The sequence below is a fragment of the Shewanella hanedai genome, assembly GCF_007197645.1.
GTDB lineage: Bacteria > Pseudomonadota > Gammaproteobacteria > Enterobacterales > Shewanellaceae > Shewanella > Shewanella hanedai.
Window position 1 is genome coordinate 163,773 of the sequence record NZ_VKGK01000002.1, and the last position, 21,118, is coordinate 184,890.

15 protein-coding genes, 2 pseudogenes and 1 riboswitch are annotated in these 21,118 nt (G+C 42.2%); of the genes and pseudogenes, 7 read left to right on the forward strand and 10 right to left on the reverse strand.

Annotated features, from left to right (window positions below):
* Positions 1 to 90: 90 nt before the first annotated feature.
* The 4 genes from FN961_RS25740 to FN961_RS02640 form a co-directional block, all read right to left on the reverse strand.
* On the reverse strand, positions 91 to 231 hold the full coding sequence (locus FN961_RS25740; RefSeq protein ID WP_185972697.1) for a hypothetical protein: 141 nt from the start codon (positions 229 to 231) through the stop codon (positions 91 to 93).
* 15 nt (positions 232 to 246) lie between these two features.
* Positions 247 to 2,331: an alkyl/aryl-sulfatase gene (locus tag FN961_RS02630; RefSeq protein ID WP_229814609.1), complete on the reverse strand. Its 2,085-nt coding sequence runs from the start codon at positions 2,329 to 2,331 to the stop codon at positions 247 to 249.
* A 64-nt stretch (positions 2,332 to 2,395) separates the two neighbouring features.
* Positions 2,396 to 3,481, reverse strand: a complete 1,086-nt coding sequence (locus FN961_RS02635) for an AraC family transcriptional regulator (protein WP_229814608.1) — start codon at positions 3,479 to 3,481, stop codon at positions 2,396 to 2,398.
* On the reverse strand, positions 3,481 to 3,924 hold the full coding sequence (locus tag FN961_RS02640; RefSeq protein ID WP_143562989.1) for a GNAT family N-acetyltransferase: 444 nt from the start codon (positions 3,922 to 3,924) through the stop codon (positions 3,481 to 3,483). The genes FN961_RS02635 and FN961_RS02640 overlap by 1 nt, the downstream gene beginning before the upstream one ends.
* A gap of 459 nt (positions 3,925 to 4,383) precedes the next feature.
* On the opposite strand from FN961_RS02640, the gene FN961_RS02645 reads away from it, so the two are divergent.
* The 4 genes and pseudogenes from FN961_RS02645 to FN961_RS26235 all read left to right on the forward strand — a co-directional run.
* Entirely contained in the window at positions 4,384 to 5,568 is a 1,185-nt protein-coding gene (locus tag FN961_RS02645; RefSeq protein WP_143562990.1) for an MFS transporter, read from the forward strand.
* Positions 5,569 to 5,892: 324 nt separating this feature from the next.
* A complete protein-coding gene (locus FN961_RS02650; RefSeq protein WP_143562991.1) occupies positions 5,893 to 6,270 on the forward strand; it encodes a DUF3135 domain-containing protein in 378 nt (125 codons plus the stop codon).
* Between the two features lie 398 nt (positions 6,271 to 6,668).
* Positions 6,669 to 7,862: pseudogene (locus FN961_RS02655) on the forward strand (PAS domain-containing protein); the annotation flags it as partial.
* Positions 7,863 to 7,874: 12 nt separating this feature from the next.
* Positions 7,875 to 8,117: pseudogene (locus FN961_RS26235) on the forward strand (methyl-accepting chemotaxis protein); the annotation flags it as partial.
* Between the two features lie 140 nt (positions 8,118 to 8,257).
* Here FN961_RS26235 and ppnP read toward each other — a convergent pair.
* Positions 8,258 to 8,539 (reverse strand): pyrimidine/purine nucleoside phosphorylase, encoded by a 282-nt coding sequence (gene ppnP / locus FN961_RS02660; RefSeq protein ID WP_143562993.1) that lies wholly within the window; start codon positions 8,537 to 8,539, stop codon positions 8,258 to 8,260.
* Between the two features lie 900 nt (positions 8,540 to 9,439).
* Between ppnP and FN961_RS02670 the strand changes: the two genes are divergently transcribed.
* Positions 9,440 to 10,828, forward strand: coding sequence for an aminotransferase class V-fold PLP-dependent enzyme (locus FN961_RS02670; RefSeq protein ID WP_143562994.1), 1,389 nt, complete (start codon positions 9,440 to 9,442; stop codon positions 10,826 to 10,828).
* Between the two features lie 90 nt (positions 10,829 to 10,918).
* Here FN961_RS02670 and FN961_RS02675 read toward each other — a convergent pair whose 3' ends face one another.
* The 4 genes from FN961_RS02675 to FN961_RS26135 form a co-directional block, all read right to left on the reverse strand.
* A complete protein-coding gene (locus tag FN961_RS02675) occupies positions 10,919 to 13,288 on the reverse strand; it encodes a putative bifunctional diguanylate cyclase/phosphodiesterase (protein WP_143562995.1) in 2,370 nt (789 codons plus the stop codon).
* An 8-nt stretch (positions 13,289 to 13,296) separates the two neighbouring features.
* A complete protein-coding gene (locus FN961_RS02680; RefSeq protein ID WP_143562996.1) occupies positions 13,297 to 14,226 on the reverse strand; it encodes a transporter substrate-binding domain-containing protein in 930 nt (309 codons plus the stop codon).
* A 337-nt stretch (positions 14,227 to 14,563) separates the two neighbouring features.
* On the reverse strand, positions 14,564 to 15,058 hold the full coding sequence (locus FN961_RS02685) for a peptidylprolyl isomerase (protein WP_143562997.1): 495 nt from the start codon (positions 15,056 to 15,058) through the stop codon (positions 14,564 to 14,566).
* Positions 15,059 to 15,194: 136 nt separating this feature from the next.
* Complete coding sequence (locus FN961_RS26135) at positions 15,195 to 17,378, reverse strand: immunoglobulin-like domain-containing protein (RefSeq protein WP_143562998.1); 2,184 nt, start codon at positions 17,376 to 17,378, stop codon at positions 15,195 to 15,197.
* Between the two features lie 66 nt (positions 17,379 to 17,444).
* A riboswitch (cyclic di-GMP riboswitch) is annotated at positions 17,445 to 17,530 on the reverse strand.
* 337 nt (positions 17,531 to 17,867) lie between these two features.
* On the opposite strand from FN961_RS26135, the gene FN961_RS02695 reads away from it, so the two are divergent.
* Positions 17,868 to 18,749 carry a hypothetical protein gene (locus FN961_RS02695; protein ID WP_143562999.1) on the forward strand — a complete coding sequence of 294 codons (882 nt, stop codon included), beginning with the start codon at positions 17,868 to 17,870 and terminating at the stop codon, positions 18,747 to 18,749.
* Positions 18,750 to 18,830: 81 nt separating this feature from the next.
* On the opposite strand, the gene FN961_RS02700 is transcribed toward FN961_RS02695, so the two are convergent.
* Positions 18,831 to 19,142, reverse strand: coding sequence for a zinc-ribbon domain-containing protein (locus FN961_RS02700; RefSeq protein WP_143563000.1), 312 nt, complete (start codon positions 19,140 to 19,142; stop codon positions 18,831 to 18,833).
* A 540-nt stretch (positions 19,143 to 19,682) separates the two neighbouring features.
* Between FN961_RS02700 and FN961_RS02705 the strand changes: the two genes are divergently transcribed.
* Positions 19,683 to 21,107, forward strand: coding sequence for a hypothetical protein (locus FN961_RS02705; protein ID WP_143563001.1), 1,425 nt, complete (start codon positions 19,683 to 19,685; stop codon positions 21,105 to 21,107).
* Positions 21,108 to 21,118 lie beyond the last annotated feature (11 nt).

The window sequence follows — 21,118 nt, forward strand, 5'->3', positions numbered from 1 at the left end:
CCTTGTCTAACAGCCAGTTCGGCATCCTTGCCTCTCGTTCATAACCTCATGGCTACGCCATATTCACCGTGTCACAGAAGTAACTACACATTAGCTCACAGCAGGTGATAAGTAACAATGAAGGTTAAACTTAAAACGAACCTCCCAATACCAATTCAGCCAGACACTAAAACCTAAACCTAAACCTAAACCAAACCCTAAACCAAAAATGAAAATGAAATCAGCCTTCATTCGAAGGCCTCCCACTTATGGTGTCACGATATTAAACACGCCTTTAGGTTTATCAAGCAGCCCAAAGAAGCTAACCAGATCCAATTTGCTGCCCTCGATATTTAGCTCATCGGAAAATAGAATATCCGATGCGCTTGCACTGCCGATGATGATATCGACAAACAACTCATGGCTAATGTTCAACGTTGCATTCGCTTGTGGATTTTTCGGTGCTTTTCTATGATTTAATACGGCATTTTTCAGCTCTAACACATAGTTCTCATTCAGATCCGTAAAGTGGATATTCAGTAAAAACTCCTCTCCAAAAGCCTCTGGCCCTATGACTCTTGACGCCATAGATTGCATGAAGTTCTCGACTGGCGATCGCAGTAAGATCTGTTTCATCGACACCAGATCGATGCCTTTCTCGGGACTACCATTACGTAATTCATACGCTGCAGAGAGATACACATCTCGCCAAGGAGCAGACTCGGCCTGATAACCTAACTGATCATAGGTGTTAGCCAATAACGCTTTGGCCGCACTATTGTCGCTGTCAGCAAACACCAAGTGATTGAGCAACTCGGCGGCCCAACGGTAACTTCCTTCTAAGTAAGCGGCTTCAGCGTGCTTTAAGACCGCGTCAGCACCTCCCATTACTGCCACATACTTAATTGCGGCACTTTCTTCAGGCAGAGGGTCTAAATTCACAGGGTTGGCGTCATACCAACCAAGATAAGCTTGATAAACCGCTTTGGCATTGTGTTTGGTCGTACCATAGTAACCTCGACTCGAAAAAGTATTCGATAACGAAGGCGGCATCTGGATCGCTTCTGCTATCTCACTCGGCGTCAAACCAGCATTGAGCATGCGCACCGATTGGTCATGGATATATTTATAGGTATCTCTTTGTTTCTCGAGGAAATCATCAATCGCTTCTCCTCCCCAAATAGGCCAATGATGGCTGCCAAAGTAGACCTTAGCCTCTCGTTGACTCATTAACGCCTCATCAATTGAACGACTCCACTGCAACGCATCTCTGACTTTAGCGCCCCTTAGGGTATAGAGATTATGCATGGTCTTAGAGACCAGCTCTGCTCCACAATAAGCCTCTTGCTCGGGAAGGTAGAAAGTAAACTCGGCAGGGGCTTCTGAGCCAGATACAATTTGGAAATCGAATTGAACCCCATCGATTTGATGTGACTCATCGATTTCAACCGAAATTGTTGGCGCTAAAATACCAAAGGTACCAAAAGCAGGCTCTTTGCCTAGGCCTGAATCGATATGCCCTCTTTCGTTGCGGGGCAGACGTTTACCGTACATAAACATTGCACGGCGAACCATGGCGGTGCCCGCCATCACATTCTCACTGGTTGCCTCATGCATAAATCCTGCAGGGGCGACAATATCAATGCCAGCCAACTCTGTTTGAATATCCCCTTTAAAAAGCCCTAAAGCGCCGCCGAAGTGATCCATATGGCTGTGCGTGAACACGATGGCAGAGATGGGTTTTTCACCCAGCTCTTGATTCACAAATTCAATAGCGACTCGGGCAGTTTCAGCTGTTGTCAGTGGATCAACGATGATCCATCCCGTCTTACCTTCAATAATCGTCATATTGGCCAGATCGAAACCGCGTATCTGGTACACCCCTTTGGTCACCTCAAACAAACCTTGAATGTTATTAAGGCTAGCCTGTCGCCATAGACTAGGGTTTACGCTCGTCGGCGCTTCCCCTTCAATAAAGTCATATTCGGGTGTATTCCAAATCGTCTCCCCTTGTGATCCACTGACGTTAAGATCTGGAAGACTGGCAATGAAGCCACGCTTTGCATCAGTGAAGTCTTGGGTATCTTCAAAAGGTAATTGATCTAACACCTGACGATTAGCATCAATGGTATAGATCGATGCAGCAGAGAAACCGTTTGCATCTATGCTCGTTAGCTCGCTCCCACTTATCGGTGTATTATCTGGCTGACAGCCCACCAAAAACAAACCCACACTGCAGGGAAGCAGTAATCGACACAGAGGATTAGCCCTTATGGTCCCTATTCTTTTTTGGGTACTGCCCTTTATATTCAGGCTTGGATCTATCGCGATACATGGAGGAAGGTTCGACATTTTGCTAGGTTCTCTTTCATAACAAGTAAACCCAACCTATTACATATCGACAACACTCAGGTTATCATTTTACGCCAACCATCACACTTGAACGATACTCGCTTGGGCTGACTCCATACCAAACATGAAAGGCTCGAGTGAAGTTACTTAAGCTACTATAGCCAAGTTTATCGGCCAACTGAGTGACACTAATCTCACTATTTTTCAGGTAGTAATGGGCAAGTTCTTTGCGTTTATTTCCGAGTAGATATCGGAAATTGGTTCCTTCCAGTTTTAGATAACGGCTTAGGGAACGTTCGCTAATATTATAGATTGTTGCGATTTGCTCAGCAGTTGGCTCAGCCACCACTAACATGGCGTGTATCGCTTGAGAGGTCTTCTCTTGCCAAGTGAGTGCCTGCATCATATTCAGGTATTGACGGACTCGATGCTCATTTTCAGCAGCCTGTTCAGGGTTAGCCATGAAAGTGGGCTTTTCAAGTATCCCTCTGTCCATCCACAAGCAGTTTTCCTGCCTGTTAAACGACACCGGCGCCTTAAAGCTATCTAGCCAAGGCCTTGGATCTTTGGGTTCAGCGCGCATCAGATCCACACGATGAGTAAAGCACGAGTCACCAATCATCAAGTCGCCATAGTGCATCAAGGTCGAAAAAAACGCATCTATCGCCATATGGCTTATCTCTACGCCATCAAGCGGGGTGATAGTAAAACCAATTAATTGCGGCGTTCGCTGTAACTTGATGCCGGCAGAATTACTTATTAGCGCATAGTAACTGGGCAATTTTTCAAAGGCTTGGGCCAAAGTATCCGATGTCATCATCAAGAAGCCTAAGGCCCTAAAATGCATTGGATACGCATATTGCCCAACACTCAGACCAAATGCCGCTGACTGCGTAACTTTTTCAACATCACCCCAAAATTGAGTCATGCGCTCAATGGCAATACGTGACTCTGGCGCTGACTCTAGTTCCTGCAGAGATAAACCCGCCCCTTCAAATACCGGTTGAGGGTCAATACCCGCAGCATCTAATGTCCGAGCAACGGCTAATGACCAAGCAGCTATCGTGGTGTACTTTGCCTTTGGCTCACTAGCCAAGCCACACTCCATCGAAGTGCTCACCAACGTCGCATCAGCAGGTTTTGATTTCATTATTCGATGTTGACCGGCGATCTAAGCATATGAAATTCATATTCATCCTCATCGACTAAGGTAAAGCCTAAACGTAAATAAAGCGCTTTGGCCGGATTCGCCTTTAAGACAGTTAGAGCCACGGGCTTATTTGCACCGACAGACCATTGAATCACTCGTTCCAACACCATTTTACCGATGCCATAACCTTGATGAGTCGGAGTGATCTGCAGCTGCATGACTTCAACCTTGTCAATCTGCTCTCGAAACTTCAATGTACCAACAGCTTCCTCTTCAATAAGGATCAGATAGGAGCAATCATACTCTTCATTAAGTCGATTTAAATGCTCCTCCTGAGTCAAAAAGATCCCAGCTTCTTCTAAATGCTCCACCATAGTCGCAACTCTTAAAGCCAATAAAAACCCGCGATCTTCAGCGCTCGCCTGCACCAAATTGAAATCCATAAATCAACACTCCCTAAAAGCAATTTTTTATCCATTGCTTTTAGGCTAACAGCTTTGCTCTCATATTTCCCCTCTTAGACAAAACCAACAAACAAACACCAACAAATAACAGTTAGAGCAACCAAGTGGCACCTAACCCACTTTAAAGAGCACCTAAAAGCAATTTAATGGCACTTTTACACGTTAAAAAATAAATAACAAAAACAACCAAAATCACTAACAATTAGAAAAAATGTAATTATTCAATAAAGAAATTCATTAAATTTAATATCTAAAAAAGTAAAAAATATTTATTTAAAAACAACGGTATAAATAAACATGCAAAAAAATTAATCTTTACATTAATTTATCTTCTTTACTTCTTTAATAAATGGGAATACATTCGCAAAAAATAACCAATGACCAATTAAAACCGTCCCGACACGCATAGAGCCACTAAGCTATATTAAGTGCAGACTAATGAAGGTAAACGTGAACGTAAATAGCTGTGAGCCAGTCAAAAATAGCACTTTCGTCCCAGTAGTGGGATTGTCGTTTTTTGCTGTCGCGTCCGGATTCTTAATGAGCCTTATTCCTCTCTCATTATCTTCATTCGGTCTTGATGAGTCGCTCGTTCCTTGGCTTGCCAGTATTTTTTACTTTGGCCTGCTCATCGGTGCAACTTGCATAGAAAGCGTCGTGGCAAAAACTGGGCACAGAGTGGCATTTATCCTGTTTTTGTCCTTGTTGATCTCGACTATTGTCTTAATGCTCAGCCTTCCAAGCGCAGCAACTTGGTTACTGGCGCGATTTATTGCAGGTTTTGCTGTTGCAGGTATCTTCGTTGTCGTCGAGTCTTGGTTACTGATGGCTGATAGCGCAAAACAAAGAGCTAAGCGTTTAGGTCTATACATGACCTCTCTCTATGGCGGCAGCGCTTTAGGCCAACTGGGTATTGGCCCTGTCGGAATCGATGGAGTATTACCTTATTTATTCGTGCTAGGGCTACTCATGCTGGCAATATTGCCTCCGCTATTGATTAAAAGCGGGCAGCCTAAAAACGAACACAACCTGAAAATGAAGCTCAGTGAAATAAAGAAGCTTAGCCGCCCTGCGATATTAGGCTGTCTCGTTTCAGGACTGTTGCTTGGACCAATATACGGGTTAATGCCCGTTTATATTACCAATCAGACCGGTTCAGCAGAGCAAACTGGAATTCTAATGGCCACTATCATTTTAGGTGGCATGTTAGTCCAACCACTTGTGAGCTATTTATCGCCTAAGATGAGCAAAAGCTTATTGATGGCACTATTTTGTTTGTTCGGTGCACTCGCTGTAATGGGCATTTTAGAATCAAAGTCATTTATGGTGCTCAGTGCAAGCTACTTACTACTAGGCGCTTGTAGTTTCGCGCTATACCCAATCGCCATCACGCTTGCTTGTGATGCGATACAGATGGAAAAAATAGTCTCAGCAACGGAGATAATGCTGTTGAGCTACAGTATTGGCTCAGTGTTAGGCCCTTTATTGGCGTCGAATCTATCTGATTCCCCCAATGCTTTGATCTTCTATTTAGGCGGTTGCTTAATTACCACTTGCCTCTATATGTTTATTAAGAGCAGTGAAAAAATCCACACTGGGCAGACCCCCATTGCTGGCGCTTAATTCTAAGACGTAAAAAAGGGAGGCTTAACAGCCTCCTTTTTATTCCTTCTATTCACCCTATCTACCTCACTCATCCCCTGAGAAAACTCCACTTTTATCCAATGCTAAAAAGTTAAACATGTAGTAGCAACGCAAATCAGAGTCTCACATTTGCGACACTCGACCAACTCCAAATTTTTAACCATCTGATAAATTTACTGATCTTTTTTGGTTCGGAAATTGCCTTATCTATCTATTAGAAGATGCAAATTACGCAAGAAAAAATATTCGAATGTAATGAGCAAATGCGAATTCAAATCAAAATAAAAGTGGTAGGTAACAACTATGAGTCAGCAAACATTCCCAGATTTTGACACCTTGATGAAAATGGCAAAAAACAATCCAGAACAACTTGAACATTTACTCAGGGAAGAAGTTAACGAAGTGATAGGCAGTGCATCGGAGCAGCATCACCATCGTCTTAGAGGATTACAGTTTCAAGTGGATGCTCAGCGCATAATAGCTAAAAACCCAATGGACTCTTGTATCCGTATTTCACAGATGATGCACCAATCTTTAGGTGAACTGCATACGACACTTAATGAATTTTCCGAGCAACACGATCACAGCAATTGGGTTTTAAATGATCTGTCAGATAAACAACATGATGTTAGGGACATTATTCATTTCCAACAAAACAAACAATCCCCTGAAGCAACATGATTTTCTAGCATCTCCTAAAGTGGGTAAGCATTGGAACGCTAATGCCCACTTTAACAATCAGCGAGTAACACAATGGGAAGGTTTCAAAAGATGATGAAACCTTAACTCATGGGGCTTTATCATTGACCTGTTCACACTCTATACCATCAGCCAAAAAACTATATTAACTCCTCTCATTTCAATAAATTCCCCTCCCCATTTCATGACTTTTCTACACTTAAAACAAAATTACTTACACAAAATAAGTGGCATTCATATTCTTGACTATAATTTGAACAAGTGTTGATAAATAAAATATTTCAAACCAAAAATTCAGACACTTTAGCGAGAAGTAACTGACATGGAAATGTCACCACGATCTTCCTTTAGACATGATACCGATTAAGAGGTAAACAGACATGACCGGGTTTATAAAAAACTTCTTCTCTTCATCAAATAAGCCATCTGCCGCCGATGAAGAACGCGATAAGCTAAGAGAAAAAAAGGTGCAAGAAGCCATCACTGCAGCGGGTAACAAAGCCGTTGAAAAAGTTCTCGGTCAATCTGTAGATTCTGTGATCATGATAAATGATCAGAATATTGTTACTTTTATCAATGATTCTGCAATGAAAATGTGGGGATACACCAAAGAGGAGGTGATCGGAAAGAACGTAAAAATGCTCGTTCCTAAAGAGATCCAATCCAACCATGATAACTTTGTGAATAAAAATAGACGTACCCGCGAAGATATCATTGTCGGTACCAGCCGCGATGTAGAACTGGTACGTAAAGACGGTTCAAAAACATGGATAAACCTCGCCCTTTCCAGATTAGAAAGTGATGATGGTGTTGGTTACGTTGGCTTCGCTCGAGATATCAGTGCACGACGTCAAGCTAGAGAAACCATGCAACAAGTACTTGAACAGGCTCTCGATGGCGTCATTAGCATAGACAGCAATAACATCGTCACTTTCATGAACTCAGCCGCTGAAAAACTATGGGGTATATCCAGAGAGACCGTTATTGGCAACAACGTGAAAATGCTGGTGCCTAATGAGATAAAAGCTAGCCACGATTCTTTAGTTAATGCCAATCGCAGTACAGGGATTAATAAGATCGTCGGAACCAGCCGAGATATAGACTTAACCCGCCCCGACGGTGACACCATTCAGGCAAATCTATCCCTATGTAAAGTAGAGGTTGGTGGAGAGATAGGATACACCGCATTTGTACGTGACATTACCGAAGCTAAATTGGCACAGGAAGCGATAGATCAAACATTAGAGCAAGCCTTAGACAGCGTAGTCTCTATAGATGACCACAATATTGTCACCATGTTCAATAAGGCTGCAGAAGAGCTATGGGGCTATAAACGACATGAGGTTATTGGCCAAAATGTCAAAATGTTAGTGCCGATGGAGCTTCAGGCCAACCATGACAACTTAGTCAATGCGAACCGAAATACAGGCATCAACAAAATTGTCGGCACTGTCCGTGAAGTCCCCGTATTCTGTAAAGATGGCAGTAAGAAATGGGGATCGCTTTCACTTTCAAAAGTCGAAGTCAGCGGGCGAATTTTATACACAGCCTTCCTAAGGGATGTCACCGAAGAGGTAGAGATGCGCGATGGCATGAATGAGATCATGGCCAATGTCGCCAAGTCCAGCAGTGAGATCGCCGATATCGCTAAAGTGATCGATGGGATCTCAAATCAAACCAACTTACTCGCACTCAATGCCGCCATTGAAGCTGCACGCGCCGGAGAACATGGACGAGGATTCGCAGTGGTTGCTGATGAAGTTCGCCAACTGGCCTCTCGCTCATCAGAATCTGTAACTGAGATAAACAAACTTTCCGAAGAAACTCAGCGATTCTTACAAGACCTCGCCGTCAATCTAAAACTCGATCAATCATAATGCACTAAAAAGTCCCTCTCACTGACTCAAGTGAGAGGGGCTTTTTTTACTCAAAAATCAATAAGCGGCCATAGCTCAGCTAGTAGATTTTATTAGCCATAAACGCACAAATATGCCGTTTGAACCGAGACTTTCACTTGAAACTTAGCGTCTCCCACCACATCAAACTTATCGCCCGCTTTGAAAGTCTGCCATTCATCATTGTCAGGCAATAACACGGTCAATGCTCCAGATATAACATGCATCACTTCTGGTGCCGCCGTACCGAACTCATAATCACCCGCTTCCATCACGCCGACTGACGCTGGTTTGTCTTCGCCTTGAAAACCAATGGACTTAACCTGCCCTTCAAAATATTCATTTACGGCTAACATGTTATCTCTCTCAAATAGAATAATCTTACTCGCGAGATATACCATAAAACTGGGTCATTGGCAGTAAAGCTTTGGCTCAGTAATTCTAAAACAGTGACTACACAATCAGATCGCTAAATCCAGTACACTAAAAATGCAGATCTTTAGCTTTTTGTGAACTTATAGATAAACCTATCCGTTTTACCACGGGTCTCATCTTCGAACACATTCACCGATCTATTGTCATCAGGGTTTCTAAGATAAAAAGCTTCCTCAACGAGTTTAAAACCAGCTTCTTCCATCTGATATTTGACGATATTGGAATCAATTCTGTGGGTTGAATTTGGCGCGTCATAACCAGAACCTTTTACCGCCTCATGATCAAAATGATAAATACGCCGTTGTCCTTCAGCGAGGCTCTTATCTTGGCTAACGCCGCTTTATGATCAACGGCCTGTTGACGAAACTCGGTTTTCTTACCAGTAAAAGTGAGCGATGAACGATAGTGATCCCGTTGCCATTGTTACAGAGCATTACAACCTCTTAATCTCCCTAGCACACATACAAAACCCAAGTGATTGATATTATTTGTGACACACGAGGTAAAAGAGCGGAGTTAACGATGAGCTAAGTTCGTAAAATTTTGGAACCCCGCCCAAAACACATGACTAAACAACTGCCTAACTGTATACTGCTACATCGACAACGCAGTGACTCATTGATCTTCACATTTAATACTTTAGTTCTTTCTATATAAGCCTTTGCCACAACTGTGTTCTTCATCACGATTTTCACTCTTTATAACTAATAACATTCGCGATGTATGTATATTGAAAACGCTCAACATAAGCTTGATACCATTAGGCTTTTTTTACACTAGAGAAACAATTATATTCAGTCATCAATTAATTTGAGAGTAGTATGAATAACGATAATAAAGATGCCACACCAGGTTTAAACCGTCGAAGTTTTTTAAAAACATCTACAGGATTAGCACTTGCCGGTGCGGGCACTATGATGTTTCCATCAGTTGCTGCAGCCAAAGGAGATGAGCAAGAACTAACACAATTTAGAGGCCACAATTCAGATAAACGGTTATGGAAAAAGGTTCGCAAAGAGTTTGTACTCAATAAGCGCACTACTTACATGAACGTAGGCACATCAGGCTCTATGCCAAAGAGCATTTTAAAGTCTTACGCCCGTACCAATGAGATGATTTCAGCTAATCCTTGGCAAAGTAACGTACCGACAATTGAGTTAGCAAAACAGGTTGCACCTGGGTTTGGTGCTTATGACCACGAACTGGTATTAAACCGTAATACCACTGACGGAATGAACAGCATTATTAATGGTCTTCAATTTGAAGAAGGCGATGTCATTCTAACCACACATCATGAGCACGGTGCTGTAAAAATACCGCTTAAGCATGTTAGTGATCGTTATAATGTTGAAGTTGTAGAGATTGAGATCCCTGTATATACAGGCAATAACACCGTATCTGAAGATGACTTCGTTAATGTATTTGCAGATGCTGTTGCTGAGTACGGTAACCGAGTACGCCTGATTGTCTTCTCTCACATCACCTACACCACTGGCACCACCTTGCCAGCCAAGCGTATCTGTCAGGAAGTCGCTATTCCAAATCGCATTGTGACTCTCATCGATGGCGCACATACTCCAGGTATGCTTAACCTCGATTTCCATGATATTGACTGCGACTTCTACTCAGGTGCAGGCCATAAATGGCAATGTGGTCCAGGCGCAACAGGTATCCTTTATGTTCGTGACAATGCGCAGCGTTTAGCCGAATACTGGAGTGACCGCAACACTCCACTTTGGTGCATCAACTCGTCATCTTCCTCTACAGAGCTACAAGCTAAACTGCAATCAGTAGGTCAAGATAACTATCCAGCTAAGCAAGCCTTAGCCGATTGCTGTGTCATGTGGGAAGAGATTGGTCGAGACGTCATTGAAGAACGCGTACTGGATCTAAGTGAGCTATGTAAGGAAGAGCTATTCGACACCTTCCCGTTTGCAAACTTCTATGCGCCTAACATTCGTGAACTATCAAGCGGTTTAACCACCTTTAACCCTTTTTATGATCAACATGACGGCGAGCTTTTAACCGAGTTCCGCGATCGTTTACACGAAGAATATGGCTATATTGTACGTACAACCTCTTTCTACAATAAGAAAGATGACATGCAAAAAATCCACACCATTCGTATCTCGACTCACCTATTCCACGATGAAGATGATGTGGAAGGATTAGTGAAAGCGATGAAACGACTATATCGAAATATGGTGTAATCAACCTTCTGATTAACCATAAAAAACGGCCTTGAGACATACTCAAGGCCGTTTTATTATCTGGTTAGTGATGCCTATCGATATTGGCTTTTATGCGATGGCGCTGCAAACCTCTTGGTCCAAAAGCTGCTGTGTAAATACCTCTGCAGTAACAGGGCGGCTAAAGAGGAACCCTTGACCAAACTCACAACCATGACTCTGCAAGAATTCAACTTGGTGCTCATCTTCAATCCCTTCGGCGACGACTTTTAACTCCAAGGATTTAGCCATCGCTAGAATCGCCGTTACCAGCGCTCTGTCCGCTTTACTTGACGCCATCTTATTAATAAAAGCCCGATCAATTTTCAATTTAGAAAATGAGAACTTCTGCAAGTAACTCAGCGCAGAATAGCCAGTACCAAAATCATCGATTGAAAGCTCAACACCCAACTGTTTAAGATAGGCCAGCATGTTCATTAAGGTATTATCCTCCTCAATCAACAAGCCTTCTGTCACCTCCATATCTAACTTGTCAGCAGGTAAACCAGTTTGCGCCAACACCTCTACAATTCTGGCCTGTAACTGCTCACAATAGCGGAACTGCACACTGGAGAAATTGATCGCGATTTTAATCGGACTGATTTTTTGCCAATGTGCGGCTTGCTCACAGGCCGTCATTAACACAATATCTCCAAGCTTATGAATTAAGCCATTTTTCTCCGATAGAGGAATAAATTCTTCCGGAGAAACAACCCCTAACTCACTGTCAGTCCAACGCATCAGCGCTTCGGCGCCAACGATTCTGCCACTGGCGAGATCTAAAATGGGTTGATAGTAAATTTCAATCTCATCCGAGTTTATCGCCTGATGTAAACGCCCATTAAGGGTCAATTTACGCTGCACATCTAGGTTCATATTCTCGTTATAAAAACTGAAGCCATTACGTCCCGCATCTTTAGCACGATACAACGCAATGTCGGCCTTCTTGAGCAATGTGGCTGCACTGTTTCCATCTTGCGGGTAAATAGACATACCAATGCTCGTAGATACAAAGAACTCATGGCCATCAATCTCGAATCCTTGTTCAAAGAGCCCGAGTATTAAACTTGCCTGCATTTTTGCCATATCTTGGTGGGACAACTCAGGAATAATAATTAAGAACTCATCCCCACCAAATCTTGCGACGGTATCGCTATTTCGCACTGAATTTAACAAGCGTTTACTGGTTTGCTTTAAGAGATCATCTCCCGCCTGATGCCCCACAGTATCATTGACTTGTTTAAAGTTATCCAGATCCAAAAACATCACCAACACCTTAGTCTGATTAGACTGAGCTGTAGTAATTGCTTTGTCTAGCTTAGTCATACTATGAGTTCGATTCGATAACCCTGTCAGTTCGTCATGAGCAGCTTGATAAGCCAATTTATTCTCTGACGTTTTACGCTTTTTAACCTCATCGACAAGCAACATATTCTGATTCGTCAGCTCCTGCTGCTGCTCTGATGAGACTACTATTTGGGTTTGTAATACTAAATTCGCGTTATTGACCCGCATTAAATAGAGTAATCCCAGCATGACTGGCACTGCCAACAAAGATATCGCCGCAATAAACCAAGCCGAGGTAAAAATATCCTGTTCATTAACAGGCTCAAACCAACTCTTTAATTTAAAAGGAGTGCCACTAATATCTTTCTCAAAATAGATATCGTGAGCTGAAGTATTAGTGTGACTTTGTAGCTCTGTGGATTGAATAGATGCACTCGTCATACCCCGTAATGCAGGCTTAGACCCAGCTAGAGGCTTAAGCGAATTCCACACTAATATGTCACCAAGCGGTGTCATCAGCTTTAAACAACTACCACTACTGACATGCTCTTGGGTTGAGAGTTGGTGGGTGACGACATCATTATTGATCTCAGCAATCAAGACTCCCACAGGTTTACCCTGAAGATATATCGTGCTGAGCAAGGTGATCGAAGGCCCATTAGGAGTCGATAGCATTACAATTTTAGTGCCTGTATGCTCCATTAGTTTCATTGGGATCTGACTGACATCAAATAGTGCATTGGGATCGGTATCGGCTATCACCGTTTCACCAAAGCCAACAACCAGCAGCCTTTGATAGATTTGATGATGATCTATCTCACTCGTTTCAACAAAAGTATTGATTGTCTTCCTAAGATTAAACAAGCTCGACCCGAGCCCGTACTGCAATGACATGCCAGCTGCCAAATTTGAAAAGTAGGTATTGAATTCGATATTGGTAGCAAGGTTTGCGATATTTTCTTGGCTCACATCGAAAAAGAAACTCAAATTATCAGTGTAATTACTGACTTTAAGATCCAAGGCATTATTTTGAGACTCTTGTAACCGGCTTTGACCTAAATTCGTCACTGTCAGGATTAAAAAGAGATAAGCAGTTAAGAGAATGCCAGCGACAATAATGGCAGTTCGACGGTTAAACCATTTCTTTATATTCATAATATCAATTAGGATTCTATCGCAGATGAAAAGTAGTCTTGGTAATAATGGAACACGCTTGGATAGTATTTTTTAATGAGCTTTTTGTAACTTCCATCGGCTTTAATCTGTTTTAAATACTCATTAAACGCTTCTCTTAACTTAGGCGAGTCTTTTCTAAATCCCATCGCCATTCTTTGCTCTTCAGACATAGGACCAATCACCTTTATCTGACTCGGCCACTTTTCCAATGCTATGAGTGAATCGGCGATATCTAGCAACGTCATTTCCGCTTCTTTATTTAAGATAGCTGGCACCATTTCATTAAGCTGCAGTCGCTTAGCGGGTAATATCACATTGGCACCTGTGGCATAAAGGTCATACAGATCAGGATCGAGGCACGACTGCTTCATTGCGAGCACATCTCTACCATAAATTAATGCTTTAACAGCGGTAATGTCGTAACTCATTGAGCCAGTAGGAACGATAGGATCAAGTTCGGACTCTGTGCGAGCAATTAACCAAACAGCGGAGGGGAAGTAATCATCAGAGAAATCAATAATCTCTTTGCGCCAATCTAAAATGGTCACACCGTGAGCCATCACATCGCCTTCAATGACTTGCTGTTCAGAATACACAACTTGATTATCGATAAACTGACCATTACGCCCAGTTAGCTTGCCAAAAACATTATTCCAAGTCGCGGGGATAAACTGATATTCAACCCCCAGATGCTTTGCAAAATTTTGCATCAACTCAATATCTAAACCACTGTGAGAATTCTTGCTACCTTCGGTATACTGAGTGACAAAACTCGCATAGGGGACACCAAGATGACGAAGTACTCCCTCCGCTTGGATCTCTTCCAAATCTCGCGCCATCACTTGAATCGAAATGCCACCTAAGAAGATCAAAAAAAGGCACTTTGTGATTAACTTAGATAGAGCAAAAAGTCGCATTATTGATATCTCTTTGTTTGTTTTGGAAATAAGACAAATTCGGCAAGCAGTATACATTTCAAGCCTATATTTACAACGATACCACCCTCACTTTGAGACATCTTGAACAGAAAAAAACCTGCTGAAATCCAGTCATAACAATACAGCTTAAAGTCGCCAAATTAATCACATAGAGTTGGATACAAATACAACAATTGATCAAGATTTAAGCACTTAAGTTAACTATGATTAACAACATGAGTAGTCAACTGTACAGTTAGTTTGAAAATAATACAAATACTAACATCAATAACATTTTAATGACGCTATAATAGTGCTCCAATTCCAGCCGAAAAAACTATTGGGCTACAATCACCTTCTCAACAATAATCATCTCCTGTGGCACATCATCATGACCATCTTTGGAGGTAGTTTTCACTTTCGCCATCTTGTTAATCACATCCATACCGACGCTTACCTGACCAAAAACGGCATAACCCCAGCCTAAATTGGTGGTGGTGGTATAATCTAAAAATGCGTTATCTGCCAAATTAATAAAGAACTGTCCCGTGGCCGAATGCGGCGCATCGGTTCGCGCCATTGCCAGTGTGCCGATCACATTCTTTAGTCCCTTGTTGGCTTCATTGACAATAGCCGCTCGCGTGGGCTTCTCATCCATGTCAGCAGTAAAGCCGCCCCCCTGTATCATGAACCCCTTAATCACCCGATGAAAAATAGTCCCATCATAAAAACCTTCCTCGCAATATCTCAGAAAGTTCTTTGCACTCACAGGCGCATGTTCAAAATCGAGTTCAATCTCGATATCACCAAAATTGGTGGTAAAAATAATCATAGAGATCCTTATTTCAACTGGAATAAATTAAGTCGACTAACACCAATAGCCAAACATCATCCTCACTTAAACACCGTAAGGGAAAGCCTCACCTTAATGATGAGGCTAGTGTTATCACTAATATATAGCGACTGGTTTATTGCACAAACCACGCATCTTTCCATGCGCTACCCGTTCCAGGTGCATAGTGAGTTGCAGATCCACCACACCAACCACTGTTAGGCCATGGACGACATTGATAGACGCCACCAGCATTGGTCACCACATCACCAGCTTGATACTGAGTGCCTGACACGTACTCAGGATAATCACCACCTTCACCGTCTTCTTCAGTCAAGTTCACTGCGACCCGATACATGAGGTTGCCAGCTTTAGCCTCAACCAATACCTCGTAGCTGCCCGCTGTTAAGTTAGCAGCCGATAACGTTAGTGATCCCTCACTGCTTAACTCAATCTCAGCCTGAGCAAAAGTGTCACTGCCTTGCACTAGGCTTGCGCTCACCATCATGGTTTGGCTCACACTAACCGAGAAGTGGATATCAACCGCGCCTTGTTCGAGCTGGTAACGAGAAGCGAGCCCAGTCACATCCAGTGTTGGCTTTACAACAGGTGGAATACCACTGTCGCAATCGCTGTCACCTTTTGAGGTCCAAACACCCCATTCACCGGTCGTGCCAGGCTCGTTACCCTGCGTCCACCAACCTGCAAGCCAACTCTGGCTGTGATGACTGACAGTCTCACCGCCAAGGTAAACCTTAGTGCCATCCCATGCGTTATCACAAACAGCACCTTGCTCTTTAACCGTCACGATGCGTTCAGCACGAGAGACTTGCCCAGCACTATCAGTCACTCGGTACATCAGTGGATACTGGCCGATATGATCGCTATTAACCTCACCTTCAACGGAGATATTTGCCGTTAAATCACCATCTTCAGCATCAATAGCACTGACGCCTGCCATGGCATTAAATACGCTGCCTAAGGTAATCGTGATATCGGCAACGCCAGAGAACTCAGGTTTGGTGTTATACACCTCAACAGTACGAACTTGTTCAGTGACATTGTCGTCGCTATCAGCAACCTTATATGTCAGCGGGTACAACCCTAACTCATGAGTATTAACCGCACCCTCTATTTGAATATCTGCACTGATATCACCATCTTCCATATCGCGAGCATTGACCCCTGCTAAGGCATCAAAATGGCCACCAAGCTTGACTCGAGTATCACTCAAGCCAGAAAAAATAGGTTTACCGTTATCCGGCTCTGGCGGAAGAATATCTTGACCATGAATAAACGGACCATATGCCTTAATAAATGACTCTTGGTAAGTTTGCCCAGCGGAGTTCTGTCCCATGTCCCAGTTAATGGACCATGTCATCACACCCCGTAAAGGCTGACCTTGCTGCTTTAATTGATTGAATGCGGCATATAACTTCTGCGGATCTGGAATAAATCCAGTTGCAGCAGCGTCGATATTGGTAGGAATACCAAACACTAATTTATCGTGAGGGATTTGAGTAAATCCGTTAGTGCCGTTAGCCAGAGCATCTGCAATGTGGTAAATAAATTCCTGCTTAAGGTTATCGTTATTTTGAGCTATCCAGCCCAAACCTTCGATATAGATACCATCGCCACCTTGATTATAAAATTGGGGGTTTATCCAATCATAATAACCGTCTAATGCAGTAATGTAGGGGACATACTTGCCGCCACTGGTGAGATAAGGAAACTCTGGCGCCATGGTGATCAAGAAGTTTTTGTTCTGAGCACGGTAGTAATCTTTAACGATGCGCAGTGCGGTAGGAATAACCACCTGATTATCGGCTGCTGTCACCGCAGCTTGCTCTAAATCAATATCGAGTCCATCGAAACCATACTGTTCAACAAGACGGATAATTTCATCGGCTAAATCTTGCTCTTGACCAAGTCGCAACTCAATATGAGCATCCGCACCACCAAGGGCAATCAAGACGGAACGTCCCTGACGGTTAAGCTCACTAATTTGGTCGATAAACTGACTTTCGGTTAAACCAATTTCAGGATCAAGCTTGAAGGTAGGAATGGTGCCAACGGCGCCATAAACTTTCATAAAAGACACATCAACAACGTTGTATTGCGGATCGATGTCAGCAAGTGACACACAAGGGGCAACGCCACCTTTATAACCCGCACCACCGCACCAGTTATGCCAATAGCCAACAACCACACCAGACTCTGGATTCACCATATCACTACCATTGGCTACAGCCGGTAACGACAAGGAGCTAATTGCCAATGCAATGCCAGATCCAACGAGATTGAGAGTAAACGATTTCATTAAACTATGCCTTTTCATTCAATAGAGAAAAGTGACAGGCATGCCTACGGCGCAACCTACGTCACTTGAGGTAACCCCACTACCCTAGGGTTATACCCCTTAGGCTGGATGCTTTGCGTCACATGCTTTCACATGTTTTGCCTTTTCATCAAATGCGGTATTGCACCAATAAAAATCTTGATGATTATTATCTTTAATACTTATTTTGTAAATGAAAATCCATTTAAAAAACACGCGGTTCATTAGGATATCTCATTCATTAACATGAGCGGATAATAAAAGTGTTAGTAAGCCGCTATCCACCCAAACCTGTATTCTTGCTCGATATCACAAATTAGTTAACTATCTGATAATTTGAACTAAAAAACTTTTCCTGCAAGGTTGATTTAACTGATAATAGCCGCAGCTAGCATGACTGATAACAGGGTTATCAATGACGCTACTCTGCAAATAAATATTAAAAAATCTGCTTTCCAAGGAACTGTATTAATGAAAAAAACGCTTCTTACTGCTCTGTGTATGATTTCTCCTTTTGCGTTTTCAGCAAATGAAGTGGTGTACTTACACTACGATGAAACTGTTGATGGGGCTAATGATTACCAGAATCATATTAAGATTAATGTAGATTTATCTGGTAATCTAATTATTGGTAAAACTGAAGATGGATCAATTATTTCTGGGGTTGTTGAAAATGCATCTAATAGTTATATAGGCTCTGGTGATAAGCCAAGGTTTAGATTCGAGATCCATCAGGGTGATACCAGAAACTGGTATTTTGGCCGTATCGAGAATAACTACTGGGAAGGTGTATGGTATGGACCAAGTGGTCAACAAGGTGACTTTACTTTCCATTCAGATGTATTAACTAAAGATATTCCTACGTTCAAGAATATAACCTCTTACTATGCTGATAATATTTTTGATGTAGGCGATAATAGTGTAAATAATACACTAAATTCAAATTTTCTAGTCGATACTGATAATCTTGAACCCATTTATGAAGCTGAATTTTCCCCTAATACAGGTATTTTCGTGCAAACCGACACTGGGTTTGGTGGAACACCTTTTCCGATGTCATTCTATTTAGACTTTAACAAGCCACTAAAACTTAAAACCTTTAGATTGGGTTCCTTTAATAATGGTGAAGGCACTAGATTAACTTCATTCACTGTTGATGCTTGGAAAGATGGAGTTTGGGAAACTGTAGGAAGCTATCAGTTCGCCCCGATTGAAATAGCCCCTTTCTATCAACGACAGGAGTTTACCTTACCTCATACCACATATACTGACAGAATCAGAATCTCAGCTAAGGGAACATCAGATCTCTCTGCTGGTGGCAAAGTGGTCATGTGGGGATTGTCATTTAAATAGTTCCCTAATCACTTCGATAAGCTTATATGAAACTAACCTCTGCATGCGCGAGGTTAGTTTTATCACAAATGTCAGTGTTTACTAACTTTTGTCATTAATTGTTTGATGCTCAATCACTAAGCCTTCGACTTCATCGTGTATTTTTTGATCACGAGAGCCCATATGTACCAACTGCTTACCCTGCACCCTAGAAAGCTTAACCATATCTTGGCATACATCACACACCAAGAAGTAATCAGGGGTGAAGCGCCAAACCGTAATGAAAAACAATGACGCTAATTCGGTTTCCTTGTACAAGCTCCATTGCCTTTCCTCACCACAGCGTTGGCAATGGCAAGTCATTAAAGGCTCTATCAACTCATACTTTTTGTCCATGCCGACAAGAAATAACATGCTCAATCTCCATTAAATTACACCGATTTAGCCAATGATTTATTGTCTATTGAAACATAAAAATGAGCCTCGGGTAAGCAATCTCACACTAAGTAGTTGCAACCTGTTTGATTTACCAATAGGCAAGAAAAGGCCAGGGTTAATGCTAATTACCGTAAATGAAGGAGCATGCTTATTAACATAATCTTATGAATAATTAGATATTAGTGTTTATAAAATGACTCAACATTAAGTTAAAATATTTAGTTACATTATCTTCAAATGGTACATATAATAAAGTCAATACCGGAAATAATATATATAATTACCTTTTAAATAAAAACCCTTACCTAATAACCTATGATTAACTTGAATATAATATTTCGTGATACATTCGTTATAAAATACATCACTCCACGTGAAGTATAATATTTTTTTAGCCGTAGAATCATCCCACGTTATTAATATTAGTAGTAAGGGATTATTTTGGATATATATGTTAAACATAAAAAATTCAATATAAAGCAGACTCTATTATTTGCTTTATTATTAAATACATCGATGGTAACTCACGCTGAGGAGGTTAAAAAAAATAGCATTGATGATTATCTTACATTAGGCACCACTGACAGTATTTATGGCAGTGATGATTTTTACGCGCATGATAGAACTCAAATTGGCAATCAAATAAAAACCTTTATTCCCCCCTTATTAACTCCCGCAGTCACTCAACATGCGTATGTTTTACCACCAGGAGCGTTCCGGTTAGATTTCTCTCAACGGTATATCTCTTTGGATGGAAATGATTTTTTTAAAGATGGAACCCCTAATACTGATGTATTCAGTAATTTTGAAGTTAATCGGCAGTTATCCGATCTCGATCTATTTTATGGCTTCGATTTAAACACAAAGTACCTCCATAGCTTTACACTACGAGTTAACATACCCTACCGTACTGTAGAAACAAACGGCTCAGTTAACCCTAATGGCCAACCCTTCATCAGCTTAGAAAATGCCGGTAGCTCTTCTCATATCGGTGACGTTGGTGTCTTTTTAAAAAAGAAAATTCTCGATCAAGCCAATAGTGGCTTTGGTTTAGCCATGGTTGGCGCTGTTTTCTTACCCACTGGTAGCAACGAAGCAACTTTTGGCAGTAATGGTCGAATTAGTGCTCGACGTCCACAGCCTCCCAACACTGTCGCAGCCCAAGGTTTTGACGCCGTACAACGGGCAAATGTTGCCAATGGTACTTGGGGAGATGGTCGCTGTTTCTTCAGAAATTTCAATATTGATAATAGGGAGCTGTGTAATAACAATCCCGCTTTTAGCGCACCTTCTGCCGCAGTACAAAGCTTCGCGCCAGGTGGCAGCAACTTCGACAACTCCTTTGTTGGAGACTTCCCCTTTAACAATGGTGTTTTTGGTCGGTTTTCAGCAGATGGTCGCCTGCCTTCCATTTTACAGTCAGGAACGGGATCGACCAGTTTCTTAGTGGGGGCTTTTTTAACGAAGCAATTCTCGGAGAATAGCTTCATTGGACGCTCGGCATTACACGGTGGATTTAGCCATAAATTTGTTTCAGAAGATGATGGAATAGACCCTGGTGATATCACCACCTATTTCACCTCTTTCGTTAAACCTATCTACAAGGATTACTTGTCGCTGGATTTAAGCTTAATCGCTTTCGATCGCGAAGAAGACACCTACGCTGGCAATATTCCAGAGCCAGAAATTCATACCTGTGTCGCCGAAGATCTTGGCGTGATCAGCAACTGTGGCAGTGTGGGTGAAGAGGCCTTTGTGTTTGATGTTGGCCATCGTCCTGGATTTTCAGGTGGATTAACGGGGTTTGTCGCACCGTCTCTAATTTTTAGCCCTAATCCTCAATTGCGTTTCACCCTTTCATCACTCTTCCGCGTTATTGAACCTGATTTAGGTCCTGCACCAGAAGCTGTTTTCCGTTTCTCTATCAGTACGATTCTTTAAGCTAAGGAAGC